The organism is Pseudomonas idahonensis, assembly GCF_037903935.1.
GTDB lineage: Bacteria > Pseudomonadota > Gammaproteobacteria > Pseudomonadales > Pseudomonadaceae > Aquipseudomonas > Aquipseudomonas danubii.
Genome location: NZ_CP149586.1, coordinates 1,002,135 through 1,018,973, shown reverse-complemented (window position 1 = coordinate 1,018,973; position 16,839 = coordinate 1,002,135). Strand labels below are relative to the sequence as shown.

At 60.1% G+C, this 16,839-nt stretch carries 23 protein-coding genes; 10 read left to right on the top strand and 13 right to left on the bottom strand.

Annotation, left to right across the window (positions count from 1 at the left end; all coding sequences use genetic code 11):
* Nucleotides 1-43 precede the first annotated feature (43 nt).
* From hisG to WIN67_RS04550, 8 genes are all read right to left on the bottom strand, one after another.
* Nucleotides 44-679: an ATP phosphoribosyltransferase gene (gene hisG / locus WIN67_RS04585; protein ID WP_016968619.1), complete on the bottom strand. Its 636-nt coding sequence runs from the start codon at nucleotides 677-679 to the stop codon at nucleotides 44-46.
* Between the two features lie 129 nt (nucleotides 680-808).
* Nucleotides 809-2,074, bottom strand: a complete 1,266-nt coding sequence (gene murA, locus WIN67_RS04580) for a UDP-N-acetylglucosamine 1-carboxyvinyltransferase (RefSeq protein ID WP_102861160.1) — start codon at nucleotides 2,072-2,074, stop codon at nucleotides 809-811.
* A 22-nt stretch (nucleotides 2,075-2,096) separates the two neighbouring features.
* Complete coding sequence (locus WIN67_RS04575; protein WP_011059280.1) at nucleotides 2,097-2,336, bottom strand: BolA family protein; 240 nt, start codon at nucleotides 2,334-2,336, stop codon at nucleotides 2,097-2,099.
* 117 nt (nucleotides 2,337-2,453) lie between these two features.
* Entirely contained in the window at nucleotides 2,454-2,759 is a 306-nt protein-coding gene (locus WIN67_RS04570; protein WP_102878377.1) for an STAS domain-containing protein, read from the bottom strand.
* The gene (locus WIN67_RS04565) at nucleotides 2,756-3,409 is read right to left on the bottom strand and encodes an MlaC/ttg2D family ABC transporter substrate-binding protein (protein ID WP_102861158.1); all 654 of its coding nucleotides are present in this window, start codon (nucleotides 3,407-3,409) and stop codon (nucleotides 2,756-2,758) included. Before WIN67_RS04565 ends, WIN67_RS04570 begins: the two co-directional genes overlap by 4 nt.
* 11 nt (nucleotides 3,410-3,420) lie before the next feature.
* A complete protein-coding gene (mlaD, locus tag WIN67_RS04560; protein ID WP_011059277.1) occupies nucleotides 3,421-3,888 on the bottom strand; it encodes an outer membrane lipid asymmetry maintenance protein MlaD in 468 nt (155 codons plus the stop codon).
* On the bottom strand, nucleotides 3,888-4,685 hold the full coding sequence (gene mlaE, locus WIN67_RS04555; protein WP_102861157.1) for a lipid asymmetry maintenance ABC transporter permease subunit MlaE: 798 nt from the start codon (nucleotides 4,683-4,685) through the stop codon (nucleotides 3,888-3,890). The genes mlaD and mlaE overlap by 1 nt, the downstream gene beginning before the upstream one ends.
* Entirely contained in the window at nucleotides 4,685-5,494 is an 810-nt protein-coding gene (locus WIN67_RS04550; protein WP_102861156.1) for an ATP-binding cassette domain-containing protein, read from the bottom strand. Before WIN67_RS04550 ends, mlaE begins: the two co-directional genes overlap by 1 nt.
* A gap of 264 nt (nucleotides 5,495-5,758) precedes the next feature.
* Between WIN67_RS04550 and WIN67_RS04545 the strand changes: the two genes are divergently transcribed.
* The 10 genes from WIN67_RS04545 to WIN67_RS04500 all read left to right on the top strand — a co-directional run bounded on the left by WIN67_RS04545 (nucleotide 5,759) and on the right by WIN67_RS04500 (nucleotide 12,829).
* Nucleotides 5,759-6,733 (top strand): KpsF/GutQ family sugar-phosphate isomerase, encoded by a 975-nt coding sequence (locus WIN67_RS04545; protein ID WP_102878376.1) that lies wholly within the window; start codon nucleotides 5,759-5,761, stop codon nucleotides 6,731-6,733.
* Complete coding sequence (locus WIN67_RS04540) at nucleotides 6,733-7,257, top strand: KdsC family phosphatase (protein ID WP_102861154.1); 525 nt, start codon at nucleotides 6,733-6,735, stop codon at nucleotides 7,255-7,257. Before WIN67_RS04545 ends, WIN67_RS04540 begins: the two co-directional genes overlap by 1 nt.
* Nucleotides 7,258-7,266: 9 nt before the next feature.
* A complete protein-coding gene (gene lptC / locus WIN67_RS04535; RefSeq protein ID WP_102861153.1) occupies nucleotides 7,267-7,839 on the top strand; it encodes an LPS export ABC transporter periplasmic protein LptC in 573 nt (190 codons plus the stop codon).
* On the top strand, nucleotides 7,826-8,371 hold the full coding sequence (lptA, locus tag WIN67_RS04530; RefSeq protein ID WP_102861152.1) for a lipopolysaccharide transport periplasmic protein LptA: 546 nt from the start codon (nucleotides 7,826-7,828) through the stop codon (nucleotides 8,369-8,371). Before lptC ends, lptA begins: the two co-directional genes overlap by 14 nt.
* Entirely contained in the window at nucleotides 8,371-9,096 is a 726-nt protein-coding gene (gene lptB, locus WIN67_RS04525; protein WP_011059270.1) for an LPS export ABC transporter ATP-binding protein, read from the top strand. The genes lptA and lptB overlap by 1 nt, the downstream gene beginning before the upstream one ends.
* A gap of 182 nt (nucleotides 9,097-9,278) precedes the next feature.
* A complete protein-coding gene (locus WIN67_RS04520; protein ID WP_102861151.1) occupies nucleotides 9,279-10,772 on the top strand; it encodes an RNA polymerase factor sigma-54 in 1,494 nt (497 codons plus the stop codon).
* A gap of 125 nt (nucleotides 10,773-10,897) precedes the next feature.
* Nucleotides 10,898-11,203 (top strand): ribosome hibernation-promoting factor, HPF/YfiA family, encoded by a 306-nt coding sequence (gene hpf, locus WIN67_RS04515; protein WP_016966642.1) that lies wholly within the window; start codon nucleotides 10,898-10,900, stop codon nucleotides 11,201-11,203.
* Nucleotides 11,204-11,215: 12 nt separating this feature from the next.
* Nucleotides 11,216-11,680 carry a PTS IIA-like nitrogen regulatory protein PtsN gene (gene ptsN, locus WIN67_RS04510; protein ID WP_011059267.1) on the top strand — a complete coding sequence of 155 codons (465 nt, stop codon included), beginning with the start codon at nucleotides 11,216-11,218 and terminating at the stop codon, nucleotides 11,678-11,680.
* Between the two features lie 2 nt (nucleotides 11,681-11,682).
* On the top strand, nucleotides 11,683-12,540 hold the full coding sequence (gene rapZ / locus WIN67_RS04505) for an RNase adapter RapZ (protein ID WP_016966640.1): 858 nt from the start codon (nucleotides 11,683-11,685) through the stop codon (nucleotides 12,538-12,540).
* 16 nt (nucleotides 12,541-12,556) lie between these two features.
* Nucleotides 12,557-12,829: an HPr family phosphocarrier protein gene (locus WIN67_RS04500; protein WP_110653374.1), complete on the top strand. Its 273-nt coding sequence runs from the start codon at nucleotides 12,557-12,559 to the stop codon at nucleotides 12,827-12,829.
* A 29-nt stretch (nucleotides 12,830-12,858) separates the two neighbouring features.
* On the opposite strand, the gene WIN67_RS04495 is transcribed toward WIN67_RS04500, so the two are convergent.
* From WIN67_RS04495 to WIN67_RS04475, 5 genes are read right to left on the bottom strand one after another with little or no spacing between them, the layout of a single operon-like run.
* On the bottom strand, nucleotides 12,859-13,752 hold the full coding sequence (locus WIN67_RS04495; RefSeq protein WP_102878375.1) for a ZIP family metal transporter: 894 nt from the start codon (nucleotides 13,750-13,752) through the stop codon (nucleotides 12,859-12,861).
* 33 nt (nucleotides 13,753-13,785) lie between these two features.
* A complete protein-coding gene (locus WIN67_RS04490; RefSeq protein WP_102861149.1) occupies nucleotides 13,786-14,397 on the bottom strand; it encodes a superoxide dismutase in 612 nt (203 codons plus the stop codon).
* A gap of 1 nt (nucleotide 14,398) precedes the next feature.
* Nucleotides 14,399-14,848: a hypothetical protein gene (locus WIN67_RS04485; RefSeq protein WP_102861148.1), complete on the bottom strand. Its 450-nt coding sequence runs from the start codon at nucleotides 14,846-14,848 to the stop codon at nucleotides 14,399-14,401.
* Between the two features lie 27 nt (nucleotides 14,849-14,875).
* Nucleotides 14,876-16,252 (bottom strand): class II fumarate hydratase, encoded by a 1,377-nt coding sequence (locus WIN67_RS04480; RefSeq protein ID WP_102878373.1) that lies wholly within the window; start codon nucleotides 16,250-16,252, stop codon nucleotides 14,876-14,878.
* A complete protein-coding gene (locus WIN67_RS04475; RefSeq protein ID WP_102861146.1) occupies nucleotides 16,245-16,640 on the bottom strand; it encodes a FagA protein in 396 nt (131 codons plus the stop codon). Before WIN67_RS04475 ends, WIN67_RS04480 begins: the two co-directional genes overlap by 8 nt.
* Nucleotides 16,641-16,839: the final 199 nt, after the last annotated feature.

Below are 16,839 nucleotides of genomic sequence, written 5' to 3'. Positions count from 1 at the left end.
ATGACGCGGATAGATGGGCGCGGCTCAAGGCCACGCATGTGAATCAGCCGCGGTGTCGCGATTCCACTGCCTTGCGCAGGGTATCGATCAACGCCTGGATACGGGCGTGCTGCATCTTCATCGATGCCTTGTTGACCACCAGGCGGGAGCTGATGGTGGCGATCAGTTCCTGGGGCTCCAGACCGTTGGCCCGCAGGGTGTTGCCGGTGTCGACCACGTCGATGATCTTGTCCGCCAGACCGATCAGCGGCGCCAGTTCCATCGAGCCGTAAAGCTTGATGATGTCGACCTGACGGCCCTGCTCGGCGTAATAACGCTTGGCGACGTTGACGAACTTGGTGGCCACGCGCAGGCGCCCCTTGGGTTCGACGGCGCCAATCGCACCGGCGGTCATCAGCTTGCACTGGGCAATCTGCAGGTCCAGCGGTTCGTACAAGCCCTGGCCGGAGTACTCCATCAGGACGTCCTTGCCGGCCACCCCGAGGTCGGCGGCGCCATGCTCGACATAGGTCGGTACGTCAGTGGCACGCACGATCAGCAGGCGAACGTCGTCCTGGGTCGTGGGGATGATCAGTTTGCGGCTCTTGTCCGGATTCTCGGTTGGCACGATGCCCGCTTCAGCCAGAAGCGGCAGCGTGTCGTCGAGGATACGGCCCTTGGACAGTGCGATGGTCAACATGAGTAACGTAAGTCCTTATGCGGCGACTGATGCCCGGACGCAAACGGCGCCAGACATGCGTCGAGCCTGAAGACAGGCTCGACGTGGAACTGATTCAGCGTTGGGCACCTCCCTGTGCCCGTCATGCAACTAGCCCGGTACGCGGCGGATCTTGGCGCCGAGCATCTGCAGCTTCTCTTCGATGCACTCGTAACCACGGTCGATGTGGTAGATGCGGTCGATCAGGGTGTCGCCTTCGGCCATCAGGGCCGAGATCACCAGGCTGGCCGAGGCCCGCAGGTCGGTGGCCATCACTGGCGCGCCCTTGAGGATCTCGGTGCCGGTAACGATCGCGGTGTTGCCTTCGACCTGGATCTTGGCGCCCATGCGGTGCAGCTCGTACACGTGCATGAAGCGGTTTTCGAAGATGGTCTCGATGACCGCGCCCGTGCCTTCGGCAATCGCGTTCAGGGAAATGAACTGCGCTTGCATGTCGGTCGGGAACGCCGGGTACGGAGCAGTACGCACGTTGACCGCCTTGGGGCGCTTGCCATGCATGTTGAGCTCGATCCAGTCGCTGCCGGTGGTGACTTCGGCGCCCGCTTCCTTGAGTTTTTCCAGAACGGCTTCAAGGATGGTCGGATCGGTGTCCTTGACCTTGACCCGGCCGCCGGTGACGGCTGCGGCCACCAGGTAGGTACCGGTTTCGATACGGTCAGGCATCACTTTGTAGATCGCCGAATGCAGACGCTCGACGCCATCGATGGTGATGGTGTCGGTGCCAGCACCGGAAATCTTCGCACCCATGGCGATCAGGAAGTTCGCCAGGTCGACGACTTCAGGTTCGCGGGCGGCGTTCTGCAGCACGCTGCGGCCCTTGGCCAGGGCAGCGGCCATCATGATGTTCTCGGTACCGGTCACACTCACGGTATCGAAGAAGAAGTTGGCACCGCGCAGGCCGCCTTCAGGCGCCTTGGCCTTGATGTAGCCGCCCTCGACATCGATCACCGCGCCCATGGCTTCCAGGCCGCGAATGTGCAGGTCCACTGGACGCGAACCGATGGCGCAACCGCCTGGCAGGGCCACTTCGGCTTCGCCGAAACGGGCAACCATCGGGCCCAGTACCAGGATCGAGGCGCGCATGGTTTTCACCAGCTCGTATGGCGCCACCAGGGTCTTGATGGTGCGTGGATCGATTTCGACGCTCAGTTTCTCGTCGATCACCGGCTCGATGCCCATGCGACCGAACAGTTCGATCATGGTGGTGATGTCGTGCAGGTGCGGGAGGTTGGCCACGGTGACCGGGCCATCGCACAGCAGGGTTGCTGCCAGAATCGGCAGCGCGGAGTTCTTGGCCCCGGAAATGCGGATCTCGCCATCAAGGCGAACGCCGCCGGTAATAATCAATTTATCCATAACAGTCTCGACGCCCTTGGGCTCAGGTGCGCTCGGCCCAGGCCGCGCGGCTGAAAAATTTCATAGTGATCGCGTGGATGCTGCCATCGGCAATCCATGGATTCAAATGGGCATAGATGCTCTGCTGACGCTTCACCGGGCTCAAGGCCGACAGTTCGTCGCTAATCACGTTCAGCTGAAAGTTGCAGCCTTCGCCCTCAACTTCTACCTGAGCTCCGGGCAGCTTTCCCTCAAGAAAGCTCTTCACTTCGTTGGCCTGCATGCTCAACCTCAATCGGCGCCCTGTGCGCGCGGGTCGGACATCATACAAAAAAGCCCCGCGCCTGCGAACCCCGCATAGCAGGACTCTGACGGGGGGCTTCTATATAGATGTGGGTTACTACGGATGGAGAAGGATCTCGGTGACCCCGGATACTTCGGCAATTTCTCGCATGTCTTCGGGCAAGGCACGAACACTCACTGCCTTGCCCAGGTCCTGGGCATCACGCATGAAGGCCAGCAGCAGGGCCAGGCCGACACTGCTGGACTTTTCCACCGCCGAGCAATCCAGCACCAACGCCGCAGCGGTGCTGGACTTGATCAATGCCTGGCCCTGCTTGCGCAGACCCGGGCCGCTGCGGTAATCCAGCACACCGCTGATCAGCAACTCCCCGGCGTCCCCGAGGCGTACGGCGGACTCGCTCATTGCGCAACCTTATCTGCGGCGTCTTCGGTCACTTCCTTGGCCTTGGCCACTTCGCCGGCCCAGCCGTCGATGGTCTTGTCCAGGTTGTTGCCGTTACGCTGCATGGCATCGGCGAACTGATCACGGAACAGCTTGCCGATATTGATGCCGTTGATAATCACGTTACGCACTTTCCACTCGTCGTTGATCTTCTCCAGGGTGTAGGACACCGGGTAGATCGCGCCGTTGTTGCCTTTGACCTGCATATCCACGCTGGTACGGGTACCGCTTTCATCCTTGGCCGGAGAAACAGTGATGCCCTGGTTGTTGTACTCCAGCAAGGCATTGCCATAGAACTGCATCAGGCTGCGCTTGAAGTTTTCCTGGAAGCGCGCCATCTGCTCCGGGGTGGCCTTGCGCGAATACTTCACGGTCATGATGCTGCGGGAGATGCCATCGGCGTCCACCACCGGACCGACAATACCGTTCAAGGCGTTGTAGAAGTCGTTCGGGCTTTGCTTGTACTTCTCTTTATTGGCCGCCAGATCCGCCAGCAGACGGGTGGTCGTGTCCTGCACCAGATCATGCGCGGAAGGCGTGCTTGCCGCATTGGCCAGCAACGGCAAGGCCGCCAGCAGGACCAACAAGCCACGTCGCAAGATAGAGATCATCGAAAAACTCCTCATTTGGCGTCTTTGCTAACGGTATTGAGCAGGAATTTACCGATCAGGTCCTCCAGCACCAGCGACGACTGGGTGTCGTGGATGGTTCCACCATCCTTGAGCAAGGCTTCTTCCCCGCCCACGCTGATACCGATGTACTTCTCACCCAACAGGCCAGCCGTCAGGATAGATGCAGTGGAGTCGGTCGGCAGATTATCCACACGCTTTTCCAGTTGCATCGTCACCCGGCCGGTGAAGCTGTCACGGTCCAGATCGATCGCTGTAACCTTGCCGATGGTCACACCGGCCATGGTCACCTTAGCTCTGACCGTCAAACCGGCGATATTGTCGAAGTAGGCGTAAAGTTTATAGGTATCGGTGCTCGCAGTCGGAGACAAGCCACTGACCCGCAGGGCAAGCAACAGCAAAGCCAGGATGCCGGCCAGCAGAAAAAGGCCGACACCGATTTCCAGGGTGCGGTTTTGCATCAGAAATCTCCAAACATCAAGGCGGTCAGAATAAAGTCCAAGCCGAGTACGGCCAACGAGGCATACACCACGGTCTTGGTAGTGGCACGGCTGATCCCTTCTGAAGTGGGCTCACAGTCGTAGCCTTGGAATACGGCGATCCAGGTCACTACAAACGCAAAAACAATACTTTTGATCACACCGTTGAGCACGTCACCGGTGAAGGTCACGCTGTTCTGCATGTTCGCCCAGTAGGAACCGTCATAGACGCCCAGCCAGTCGACAGCCACCCAGGAACCGCCCCAGATTCCCACCACGCTGAAAATCATCGCCAGCAACGGCAGGGAAATGAAGCCGGCCCACAGGCGCGGCGCAATGATGTACTTGAGTGGATCGACCCCGATCATCTCCAGGCTGGAGAGTTGCTCGGTGGACTTCATGTTGCCGATTTCCGCGGTCAGCGCCGACCCGGCACGACCGGCGAACAGCAACGCAGTCACCACCGGGCCCAACTCCCGCAGCAAGGTCAGGGCAACCATTTGCCCGACGGCCTGCTCCGAACCGTAGCTGGACAGAATGTTGAAGCCCTGCAGCGCCAGCACCATGCCGATGAAGATCCCGGACACGACGATGATCACCAGGGACATCACGCCCACCGAATGCAGTTGCTTGACCAGCAGGCCAAAACTGCCGCCAATGCCGCCGCGCCCCAGCAACGCATGAAACAGAAACAGCGTGGAGCGCCCCAGTACCGCCAGGACATCGATGCCTGAGCGACCGAAGAGGCGAACCCTCTCGATTAGCGATATTTTGCGCATCAGCGCTTCCCCAGAAGATCTGCGCGGTAGTCCGTCGCTGGAAAGTGAAACGGCACTGGGCCGTCGGGATCGCCCTTCATGAATTGACGGATACGCGGATTGTCGGAGTCCATCAGTTCGTCAGGAGTTCCCTGCCCCAATACCTGGCCATCGCCGACCACATAGAGGTAATCGGCAATGCTCGCGGTTTCCGCAAGATCGTGGGACACCACGATGCTGGTAATGCCCAGGGCATCGTTGAGCAGGCGAATCAAGCGCACCAGGACGCCCATGGCAATCGGGTCCTGGCCCACGAAAGGCTCGTCGTACATGAGAATCTGCGGGTCCAGGGCGATGGCCCGGGCCAGGGCGACCCGACGCTTCATGCCACCGGACAGCTCGTCGGGCATCAGGTCGACGGCACCGCGCAGGCCCACCGCCTGTAGCTTGAGCAGCACGATGTCACGAATCATTTCATCCGGCAGCTCGGTATGTACCCGCAGCGGAAAGGCCACGTTCTCGAACACGTCCAAGTCGGTGAACAGCGCGCCGCTCTGGAACAGAACGCCCATTTGTTTGCGTGCATCGAACAGATCGCTGCGCGAGAGGGTCGGCAGATTCTGGCCGTTGACCCACACTTCGCCGCTGCTGGGCCGCAATTGCATGCCCATCAAGCGCAACAGGGTGGTTTTTCCGCAGCCTGAAGGCCCCATGATGCCGGTGACCTTGCCCCGCGGAATACGGATATCCACGTTATTGAAAATGCTGCGCGTACCGCGCTTGAAGGACAGTCCCTTCAGCTCGACCGCGTAGGCGTTATCGGCACTCATCTAAACTCCTTGCGATGCAGCCTATCACTCGGACGCTTGGCTCCCTGCCGGGAGTACGTGCCCCTGGGCAGGCCGAACTGGCGGCGAACTATATCACTGCTGATACGGAGCCCCCAAGGCCGAAGCCGTGAACGTTCAGGTCCAAGACAGGCAAAATCGGAGGAATCCTAATACCGGCCAGATAAAGGCTGACGAACTTGCGTGAGGGATTTGTTCATTACCGCTATAATCGCCGCCTTTTCATCGGGCTATACGATTTCAGACATGAGCCAATCCAGCGACCTGATTCAATCAGCACAACGCACCATCCGCCTCGAACTTCAGGCCGTAGAAGGCTTGCTGCCCCATATCGATGCAGATTTCGTACGCGCTTGCGAGATGATTCTGGCCAGTAAAGGCCGCGTGGTAGTGGTCGGCATGGGCAAGTCCGGGCACGTCGGCAACAAGATCGCCGCCACCCTGGCCAGCACCGGCACCACGGCTTTCTTTGTCCACCCGGCTGAAGCCAGTCATGGCGACATGGGCATGATCACTCGCGACGACGTGATCCTGGCCCTCTCCAACTCCGGCTCCACCAACGAAATCGTCACCCTGCTGCCCTTGATCAAGCGCCTGGGCATCCAGTTGATCAGCCTGACCGGCAACCCTGACTCGCCGCTGGCCAAGGCCGCCGACGTCAACCTCAATGTGCATGTCGAACACGAGGCCTGCCCGCTGAACCTGGCGCCGACCTCCTCGACCACTGCCGCCCTGGTCATGGGCGATGCCCTGGCCGTGGCCCTGCTGGAAGCTCGCGGGTTCACCGCCGAAGACTTCGCTTTCTCCCATCCCGGAGGCGCCCTGGGCCGCCGCCTGCTGCTCAAGGTGGAGAATGTGATGCATGAAGGCACCGAGTTGCCGCACGTGCAAAGGGGCACCCTGCTCAAGGACGCGCTCATGGAGATGACCCGCAAGGGCCTGGGCATGACCGTGATCCTGGAGGCCGATGGCCGCCTGGCCGGGATCTTCACCGACGGCGACTTGCGCCGCACCCTGGATCGCGCCATCGATATTCATCACGCCACCATCGACTCGGTCATGACCCCTCACGGCAAGACGGCACGCGCCGATATGCTGGCAGCCGAAGCCCTGAAGATCATGGAAGACCATAAAATCAGCGCCCTGGTGGTGGTGGACAAGGAAGACCGGCCGATCGGCGCCTTGAACATGCACGATCTGCTGCGCGCGGGAGTGATGTAATGAGTGCCGACCTGCTGCAACGCGGTAAAAACATCAAGCTGGCGGTTTTCGACGTCGACGGCGTACTGACCGACGGTCGCCTGTACTTCCTTGAGGACGGCAGTGAGTTCAAGACGTTCAATACCCTCGACGGCCAAGGCATCAAGATGCTCATGGCCGCCGGGGTGCAAACGGCGATCATCAGCGGGCGCAAGACCCCTGTGGTGGAGCGCCGGGCCAAGAACCTGGGGATTCCCCACCTGTACCAGGGTCGTGAAGACAAGCTGGTGGTGCTGGACGAACTTCTTGCCCAACTGGGCCTAAGCTATGAACAGGTCGCCTATCTGGGCGACGACCTGCCCGACCTGCCGGTGATCCGCCGTGTCGGCCTGGGCATGGCGGTGGCCAACGCAGCCGGCTTTGTCCGCGAACACGCCCATGGCATCACTGTAGCCCGCGGTGGCGAAGGCGCTGCCCGGGAGTTCTGCGAGCTGATCCTGCAAGCCCAGGACCGCCTTGAAGCAGCCAACGCCGCTTATTTATAGAGCCCTCCCATGCTGAGTAAAAAGATTCGCAACATCCTGATATTCGGGATCATCGCCCTGCTGTTCGCGGCGGTCGGTTACTGGAACATCAGCCCTGAGCGCTTCCTCGACAAGCCGGTAGTGCAGGTCGACGACAACGCCATCGACTATTACGTGATCAACGCTCGCAGCGTGCAGTACCTGCCTGACGGCAAGCTGCAGTACGAAATGACCTCGGACAAAGTGGAGCACGTCAAGGCCAGCGAAGTGACGCTGCTGACCAAGCCGGACCTGCAGATGTACCGCGGCACCACTTTCCCCTGGCACGTCCAGAGCGAGCGCGGCGAAGTCAATCCGGACGGCACCGAGGTCGAGCTGATCGATTCGGTACGGGTTTCCCGCACTGATGAGCGCAACCGCAACCTGCTGATCACCACCAGCCGCATGACAGTATTCCCGCAGAAGCAATATGCGCAGACCGAGCAAGCCGTTAGAATCGACGGCGCCGGCGGCGTGACTACGGCCAAGGGAATGAAAGCGTATTTGAAAGACGGCAGGATGAACCTGCTATCGAACGTAAGAGGACAGTATGAGGCTCGTTAAAACCCTCCCTATTTTGCTCAGTCTGGGCGCAGCACTGGGAAGCGTGAGCGCCTGGGCTCTGCCGAACGATAGCCAACAGCCAATCCGCATCCAGGCCGACGACGCCCAGTTGGACGACAAGAACGGCGTAGCCACCTACAAGGGCGATGTGATCATCACCCAGGGTTCGATGAAGATCACTGGCAACACCGTGACCATCACCCGAGCCCAGAGCGGCGAAATCGACGTAGTGACGTCGGTGGGCAACCTCGCCTACTTCGAGCAGCTGCAGAAGCAGACCGACCCGAAACCGGTTCAGGCCTACGCTGTGACCATCCAGTACCACGCTCAGCAGAATCGCATCGTGCTGATCGACAAAGCCAAGGTCATCAACGACGGCAACACCACCGAAGGCGAGAAGATCGTCTACGACACCGTCAAGCAAGTGGCTAACGCCGGTCGCGCCAATGGCAGCTCGGTCACCGCGCCACGTCCGCGGATCGACATGGTCATCCAGCCGAAAAAGAAAACCGACGAGCAAAAGGCCCAGTAATGGCAACTCTGAAAGCTCAGCACCTGGCCAAGAGCTACAAGAGCCGTCAGGTCGTGCGTGATGTCAGCCTGTCCATCGACAGCGGCCAGATCGTCGGCCTGCTCGGCCCCAACGGCGCCGGCAAGACCACCTGTTTCTACATGATCGTCGGCCTGGTCCAGGCCGATCAGGGCCGCGTCCTGATCGACGACCTGGATGTCAGCCACCAGCCGATGCACGGTCGCGCCCGCGCCGGCATCGGCTACCTGCCACAGGAAGCCTCGATCTTCCGCAAGCTGTCGGTGGCCGACAACATCATGGCCATCCTCGAGACCCGCAAGGAACTCGACAAGGCCGGCCGTCGCCAGGAACTGGAAAGCCTGCTGCAGGAGTTCCACATCAACCATATCCGCGACAACCTCGGCATGAGCCTGTCCGGTGGTGAGCGCCGTCGCGTGGAAATCGCCCGCGCCCTGGCCACCGCGCCCAAGTTCATCCTGCTGGACGAACCCTTCGCCGGCGTGGACCCGATCTCGGTCGGCGATATCAAGCAGATCATCCATCACCTGAAGGCCAAGGGCATCGGGGTGCTGATCACCGACCACAATGTCCGCGAAACCCTGGACATCTGTGAAACCGCCTATATCGTCAATGACGGGCAACTGATTGCCGAAGGCGACTCCGAGACCATCCTGGCCAACGAATTGGTCAAGGAAGTCTACCTGGGCCATGAGTTCCGCCTGTAAAGGCTGAGGTGTCGGGCTAGATGCCAGAGCGCCAGGAACAATAAATCCCTACTGATTTTATTGTTACAGCGCTCTAGGCAAACACTTCAGTTTCAGGCATATAATTTGCTTATGTTTGGCGCTCCGGCGCCCTGTAGTGGATGGCGCATGTGCGCCGGCAAATAAGGTGTTAAGCCCCTGCCATGAAACCATCGCTAGTCCTGAGAATGGGCCAGCAGCTGACGATGACACCGCAGCTGCAACAGGCCATCCGCCTGCTCCAATTGTCGACCCTGGACCTGCAACAGGAAATCCAGGAGGCCCTGGAGTCCAACCCGATGCTCGAACGCCAGGAAGATGGCGAAGACTTCGACAACAGCGACCCCTTGGCCGACAACACCGAGTCCAAACCCAACACCGAGATTCAGGAACCCTCCTACCAGGAAACCGCCCCCACGGTGGATAACCTCGAGGAAGGCGAATGGAACGAACGCATCCCCAACGAGCTACCGGTGGACACCGCGTGGGAAGACGTCTACCAGACCAGCGCCAGCAGCCTGCCCAGCAGCGATGACGATGAATGGGACTTCACCACTCGCACATCGGCCGGCGAGAGCCTGCAAAGCCACCTGCTCTGGCAACTGAACCTGGCGCCAATGTCGGATACCGACCGCCTGATCGCCGTGACCCTGATCGATTGCATCAACAATCAGGGTTACCTGGACGAAACCCTTGAAGAGATTCTCGAGGCCTTCGATCCGGAGTTGGACATCGAGCTGGACGAGATCGAAGCCGTCCTGCACCGCATCCAGCAATTCGAGCCAGCCGGCATCGGCGCCCGCAACCTGGGTGAATGCCTGCTGCTGCAACTGCGCCAACTGCCAGCGAAAACTCCCTGGCTGAGCGAAGCCCAGCGCCTGGTCAGTGACTACATCGACCTCCTGGGCAGTCGCGACTACAGCCAGCTGATGCGCCGCATGAAGCTCAAGGAAGACGAGCTGCGCCAGGTCATCGAACTGGTGCAAAGCCTCAACCCGCGCCCGGGCTCACAGATCGAATCCAGCGAAGCCGAGTACGTGGTACCGGACGTCATCGTGCGCAAGGACAACGAGCGCTGGCTGGTGGAGCTGAATCAGGAATCGGTGCCACGCCTGCGGGTCAACGCACAGTACGCCGGCTTTGTTCGCCGCGCCGACACCAGTGCCGACAACACCTTCATGCGCAATCAGTTGCAGGAAGCTCGCTGGTTCATCAAGAGCCTGCAGAGCCGCAACGAAACCCTGATGAAAGTCGCCACTCAGATCGTCGAGCACCAACGAGGCTTCCTGGAGTACGGCGACGAAGCCATGAAACCTCTGGTTCTGCATGACATCGCTGAAGCTGTGGGCATGCACGAATCGACCATTTCCCGTGTAACCACGCAAAAATTCATGCATACCCCCCGGGGCATATATGAACTGAAATACTTTTTCTCCAGCCACGTCAGCACCTCCGAAGGCGGCGAATGCTCGTCCACGGCGATCCGCGCGATCATCAAAAAACTGGTGGCTGCGGAAAATCAGAAAAAGCCGTTGAGTGACAGCAAGATCGCTGGTTTACTGGAGGCACAAGGCATTCAGGTAGCCCGTCGTACCGTCGCCAAGTACCGCGAATCCCTTGGGATCGCGCCTTCCAGCGAACGGAAGCGGTTGATGTAGCCGCAGGGCTGGCCACAGCGTTTCAGAGTGTGTTTGAAACAGGCCGAAAGTCGGTTTCAAACGCGGTCTAGGTGGCAGGCAACCCAGCCTGTCGCGTTATGCACTGGCAACGAAGGAGAAGCTGTATGCAAGTCAACATCAGTGGACACCAACTCGAAGTGACTGAACCTCTGCGCGCTTACATCGGCGAGAAACTCGACCGGCTGGAGCGGCACTTCGACAAGATTACCAATGTGCAGGTCACCATGGCTGTCGAGAAGCTGAAACAGAAAATCGAAGCCACCCTGCACATCCACGGTGGGGAGGTCGTCGCCAATGCAGAACATGACGATATGTATGCCGCAATCGACCTGCTCACGGACAAGCTTGACCGCCAACTGAAAAAGCATAAGGAAAAGCAACTCCACCTTCTCCAAGGCACGGGTCGCTAACACTCCCCTCTCATGATCCGACTTGAAAGCATCCTGACCCCCGGCCGTTCCCTGGTGAACGTGCCGGGCGGCAGTAAAAAACGCGCCCTCGAACAAATTGCCAACCTGATCAGCCGCGAAGTGCCTGATCTGGAGATGCAGGATGTCTTCGAGAGCCTGATCGCCCGTGAAAAACTCGGTTCCACCGGTTTTGGCAACGGCATCGCCATTCCCCACTGCCGCCTCAAAGGCTGTGAGTCGCCTATCAGTGCATTGATGCACCTGGACGCTCCGATCGATTTCGACGCCATCGACGGTGCACCCGTGGATCTGCTGTTCGTCCTCCTGGTTCCGGAAGCCGCTACCGACGCACACCTGGAACTGCTCCGGCAGATCGCCAGCATGCTCGATCGCAAGGAAGTCCGTGACCGGCTGCGCAGTGCCACCAGCAATGAAGCCTTGTATCAGGTTGTCCTGGACGAGCAAAACGGTCAGTAACCATGCGCTTGATCATTGTCAGCGGCCGCTCCGGCTCAGGTAAAAGCACCGCCCTCGATGTTCTTGAGGACCACGGCTACTACTGCATCGACAACCTTCCCGCCGGCTTGCTGCCCGAGCTGGCCGAGCGCGCTTTGATTCACACGGAACTGGCACAACCTCTGGTAGCGGTTTCCATCGACGCCCGAAACCTACCCAGCCATCTGTCGCGCTTCCCCGAGTTGCTGGAAGAAGTGCGCAGCCGGCATATCCAGTGCGACGTGCTCTATCTGGACGCCGATGAGGAAACCCTGCTCAAGCGTTTCTCGGAAACCCGGCGGCGCCACCCGCTGAGCAGTGCCAATCGCTCGCTGGCTGAAGCCATCCACGATGAGACTCAACTGCTGGGGCCGATCGTCGATCTGGCCGACCTCAAGGTCAACACCACCAATCTGAACCTCTACCAATTGCGGGACACCATCAAGCTGCGCCTGCTGAACCAACCCGAACCCGGGACCGCATTCCTGGTGGAGTCTTTCGGTTTCAAGCGCGGCATGCCGGTGGACGCCGACCTGGTGTTCGACGTGCGCTGCCTGCCCAATCCGTACTGGAAGCCCGAACTGCGCGCCCAATCCGGTCTGGACGCTCCCGTGGCCGAATACCTGGCCGCACAGCCCGATGTCGAAGAAATGTTCCAGGACATCGAAAGCTATCTGCTCAAGTGGCTGCCACGCTTCGCTGCCAGCAACCGCGCCTACGTGACCATTGCCATTGGCTGCACCGGCGGACATCACCGCTCCGTGTACCTGACCGAGCGCCTGGGCAAGGTGTTGCAAAAAACCCTGAAGAACGTCCAGGTTCGCCACCGCGACCTTAGCTGAAAGGATCTACCCCGCGATGCCAGCTCTGGAAATCGAGATCATCAACAAACTGGGTTTACACGCCCGCGCCTCAGCCAAATTCGTCGGTGTAGCGGGACAGTTCCCCTGCCAGATCCGCGCCGGCAGGAGCCCGGATTCAATGGTGGACGGCAAAAGCATCATGGCCATGATGATGCTTGCCGCAGGCAAGGGCACCAAGATCCATCTGAAGACCGAAGGCGAGCAAGAACAGGAAGCGCTGAATGCGCTGGTGGCATTGATCAACAACTACTTCGACGAGGGCGAGTAAGCCCCTGCGGGCCACTCGCCAAACGGCCCTCAGGCAAGCGCCGTGTCCATCACCATCATCAGGCAAAAGCCGATGCACAATCCGAGGCTGGCAAGCTTTTCGTGACCATTGCGACGGGACTCGGGAATGACTTCGTGAGTCACCACCAACAACATGGCTCCCGCCGCCAGGGCCAACCCCAGCGGCAGCAGCACCTGCGCCAGACTGACCAACCAGGCACAGAGCAAGGCAAAGACCGGCTCCACCAAGCCTGAAGCGGCGCCAATCAGAAATGCCCTGACCCGCGACATCCCCGCCCCCGCCAGCACCAGAGCGATCACCAGCCCCTCCGGCACATCCTGCAGGGCAATACCCATGGCCAAGCTGTCCGCATCCGCCATGCCGCCCCCTGCCGACACCCCCACCGCCATGCCTTCCGGAATGTTGTGAGCAATGATGGCAAAGACAAACAGCCAGATGCGTGGCGCAATCACCGGATGCTCCGCCGTACCTACCAGCACTTCGGGGCTGGCTCCCGACACCTTGCGATCCACCAGGAACAAGCCAAAAGCCCCCAGCATGATGCCGGCGCAAACCAGGCCACTGGAGCCCCAGGCAGACAAGCCCAAGTCTTGAGCAGCGGCAATACCGGGAACGATCAGCGAAAACGCCGTCGCCGCCAGCATCACCCCAGCGCCAAAACCCAGCAACGTATCGCTCACGGCCATCGGCATTCTGCGGATCACCAGCACCGGGACCGCCCCCAGCGCCGTGCCCAGCGCGCAGATCGAGCCACCCTGCAAGGCGCGCAACAACCTTGGTTCCAGATCCAGCCAGCTCAGCCCTTGAGCCACCAGCAACGCGGTACCCGCCAACAGCAACAGCGAACCGAAGGCATAACGAAACATCCGTCCGCTGCTGATCGCCAGTGTTTCAGTGCCCATAGTCGGCCTTAGGTCTTGTTATGAATGGAGGTATCAGGCCATCGCGGCCTGATAGCGTTGAGCGACTTCCGGCCAATTGATCACGTTGTAGAACGCATTGATGTATTCCGGCCGACGGTTCTGATAACGCAGGTAGTAGGCGTGCTCCCACACGTCCAGACCGAGAATCGGCGTATTGCCATTCATCAGCGGGCTGTCCTGGTTACCGCTGCTTTCCACCAGCAGCTTTTTCTCCGGAGTCACGCTGAGCCAGGCCCAGCCACTGCCGAAACGGGTCAGCGCAGCCTTGGTGAACGCCTCCTTGAAGCGCTCGAAACCACCCAGTTGCTGCTCGATTGCCTGAGCCAGGGCACCCTCGGGCTTACCGCCGCCGGCCGGGGTCATCACCGCCCAGAACAGCGAATGGTTGGCGTGGCCGCCCCCTTGGTTGATCACCGCGGCCCGAAGTTTTTCCGGCAGTTGCTGGACGCTGGCCACCAGTTTTTCGACTTCCCAGCCCGCCCATTCAGTGCCTTCTACAGCGGCATTGAGATTGTTGATGTAGGTCTGGTGGTGCTTGCTGTAGTGAATCTCCATGGTCTGCGCATCGATGTGCGGCTCCAGGGCGTCGTAGGCATAAGGCAGTGCAGGCAAGGTAAAGGACATATCAATGGGCTCCGTAAGAGGGGCTGTCGGCTAGCGGGCTGTCGGCTGAAAGGCCCGCGACGTTGCTGTCCAGCAAGCGATGAGTACGGGGGTACTCACCGTGATCACCGATGAAATTCAGCAGCTCGACGTAGGTCTTGCTGCTCTGGCGCAAAGCCGCTTCGCGCAAGGCAGGGCTGAGGCGGCTGTCCTGCATCGTCTGCAGCAGGCGCTGGTGGATCGCGCAGAGGTACTCTGCGCTCTCCTCCGGCTGGTTCAGGCGCAAATGCAGATCCGCCAGGTTGTGATGGGAAATCACACAGGCTGCCACCGCCTCGTCGGCATCCCCCCAGCGCTCGAACAACACCTGAGCCAAGGCCAGTGCCTGCAGGTAGAACTCGCGAGCATCCACCAGTTCGCCCTGCATAAAGAGGCGATTGGCCCTTTCGATCGTGCGTTTCCAGTGCTCCATGGTGAGCCTCCAAAGCGGTGTTGGGAGTTACACGCCGCCTGCGGTGAGTTTTTCCGGGTCCAGCAGGACCTCAAGCTGGCTGCGTGGTAGATCAGTGAGTTCAAGTGCCACGTCGATCACCGGGCGACCTTGCCTGTAGGCAGTCTTGGCAATTTCTGCGGCCTTCTGATAACCAATGATCGGGTTCAGAGCAGTCACCAGGATCGGGTTGCGTGACAGTGCTTCCTTGAGCTTGGGCTCGTTGACCTTGAAGCTGGCAATGGCCTTGTCCGCCAACAGGCGACTGGAGTTGGCCAGCAGTTCAATGCTACCGAGCAGGTTCTGGGCAATGATCGGCAGCATCACGTTGAGCTCGAAGTTGCCCGATTGCCCGGCCACGGTGATGGTGCTGTCGTTACCAATGACTTGGGCCGCGACCATCGCCACGGCTTCCGGAATCACCGGATTGACCTTGCCCGGCATGATCGACGAGCCCGGCTGCAGCCCCTCCAGCTCGATCTCGCCAAGCCCCGCCAGTGGACCGGAGTTCATCCAGCGCAGGTCGTTGGCGATCTTCATCAACGACACCGCAGTGGCCTTGAGCTGGCCGGACACCGTGACCGCCGTGTCCTGTGAGCCGATCAGGGCGAACAGGTTCTTGCCCGGGGTGAACTGCACCTGGGTCAGCTTGCTCAACTGCCGGCTGAAGCGCGCAGCGAACTCGGGGTGAGCGTTGATTCCAGTCCCCACGGCGGTGCCGCCCTGAGCCAGGGCCTGCAGGCTCGGCAGCAGATCCTGCAAGTGAGCGATATTGGCCTTGAGCTGCTGCGCCCAACCGTCCAGCACCTGGCTCATTCGCACCGGCATGGCATCCATCAGGTGGGTACGACCGGTCTTGATGAAGGGATGTACCTGTACCGCCTTGCGTTCGATGACCTCCACCAGGTGCACCAGTGCCGGCAGCAGTTGCTCATGCAGGGTCAGGGCTGCGCTGACGTGAATGGTGGTGGGAATGATGTCGTTGCTGCTCTGACCACAGTTGACGTGGTCATTGGGATTGACCGGCTCGCCCAACAGGCGGCTGGCCAGGGTCGCCAGCACTTCGTTGGCGTTCATGTTGGAACTGGTACCGGAGCCGGTCTGGAAGATGTCCACCGGAAAGTGCTGCATGTAGTCGCCTTCCAACAGACCCTGGGCGGCATCGACAATGGCCTTGCCCTGGGACGCGCTGAGCTGCCCAAGCTCGACGTTGGCCTCGGCCGCTGCAGCCTTGGCCAGAATCAGGGCACGAATGAAGGCTGCCGGCATACGTTGCCCGCTGATGGGAAAGTTATCCACCGCGCGCTGAGTCTGCGCGCCATACAAGGCCTGCTCAGGGACCTGCAGTTCGCCCATGCTGTCTCGTTCGATACGGGTATTACTCATCGGGAAATCCTTGCACCAGTTCAATCAGAGGAATGGAAGGCAGCAGCGAACAGGTCGCCAGTTGCCAGGCATGGCTTTGCCAGCGCTTGAGCCGGCACTTGCACAAAGACAACCGCTCCATGTCACGCAATGGCCGCCAGGCCTGATCCAGGCACAGGCTGCGCCAGTGCCAGGGCAGCGCAGTATCGGTAGCGGTATCGATCAACAAACGGAAGGAGGTTTCAGCGACGGTCCAGGCCGACATCGCGGTGCAGCAGGCCAGGTAGCGGCCCTCGGCGAGGTAATGCTCGATCAGACGCGGTTCGTCCGGTTCCAGTGCGCAACGGATCTGGCGACTCATCCAGCGCCAGCTTTCGAGGTAGGGCTGCTCGTGCAAGGCAGAACTCATGACCTGGGCTCATTGAATAATGATTTTCATTATTAAATGATATTGAGAATCAAATCAATCTGACTTGTACGAATTTTGCCCAACTCTGTAGGAGCCGACTTGGCGGCGAATGAGCCCTTGTGCCTGGTGCCGGGCGTCCGGACGCCTTCGCTGGCAAGCCAGCTCCTACAAAGCGCCAGGCATAAAAAAACGCGCCACC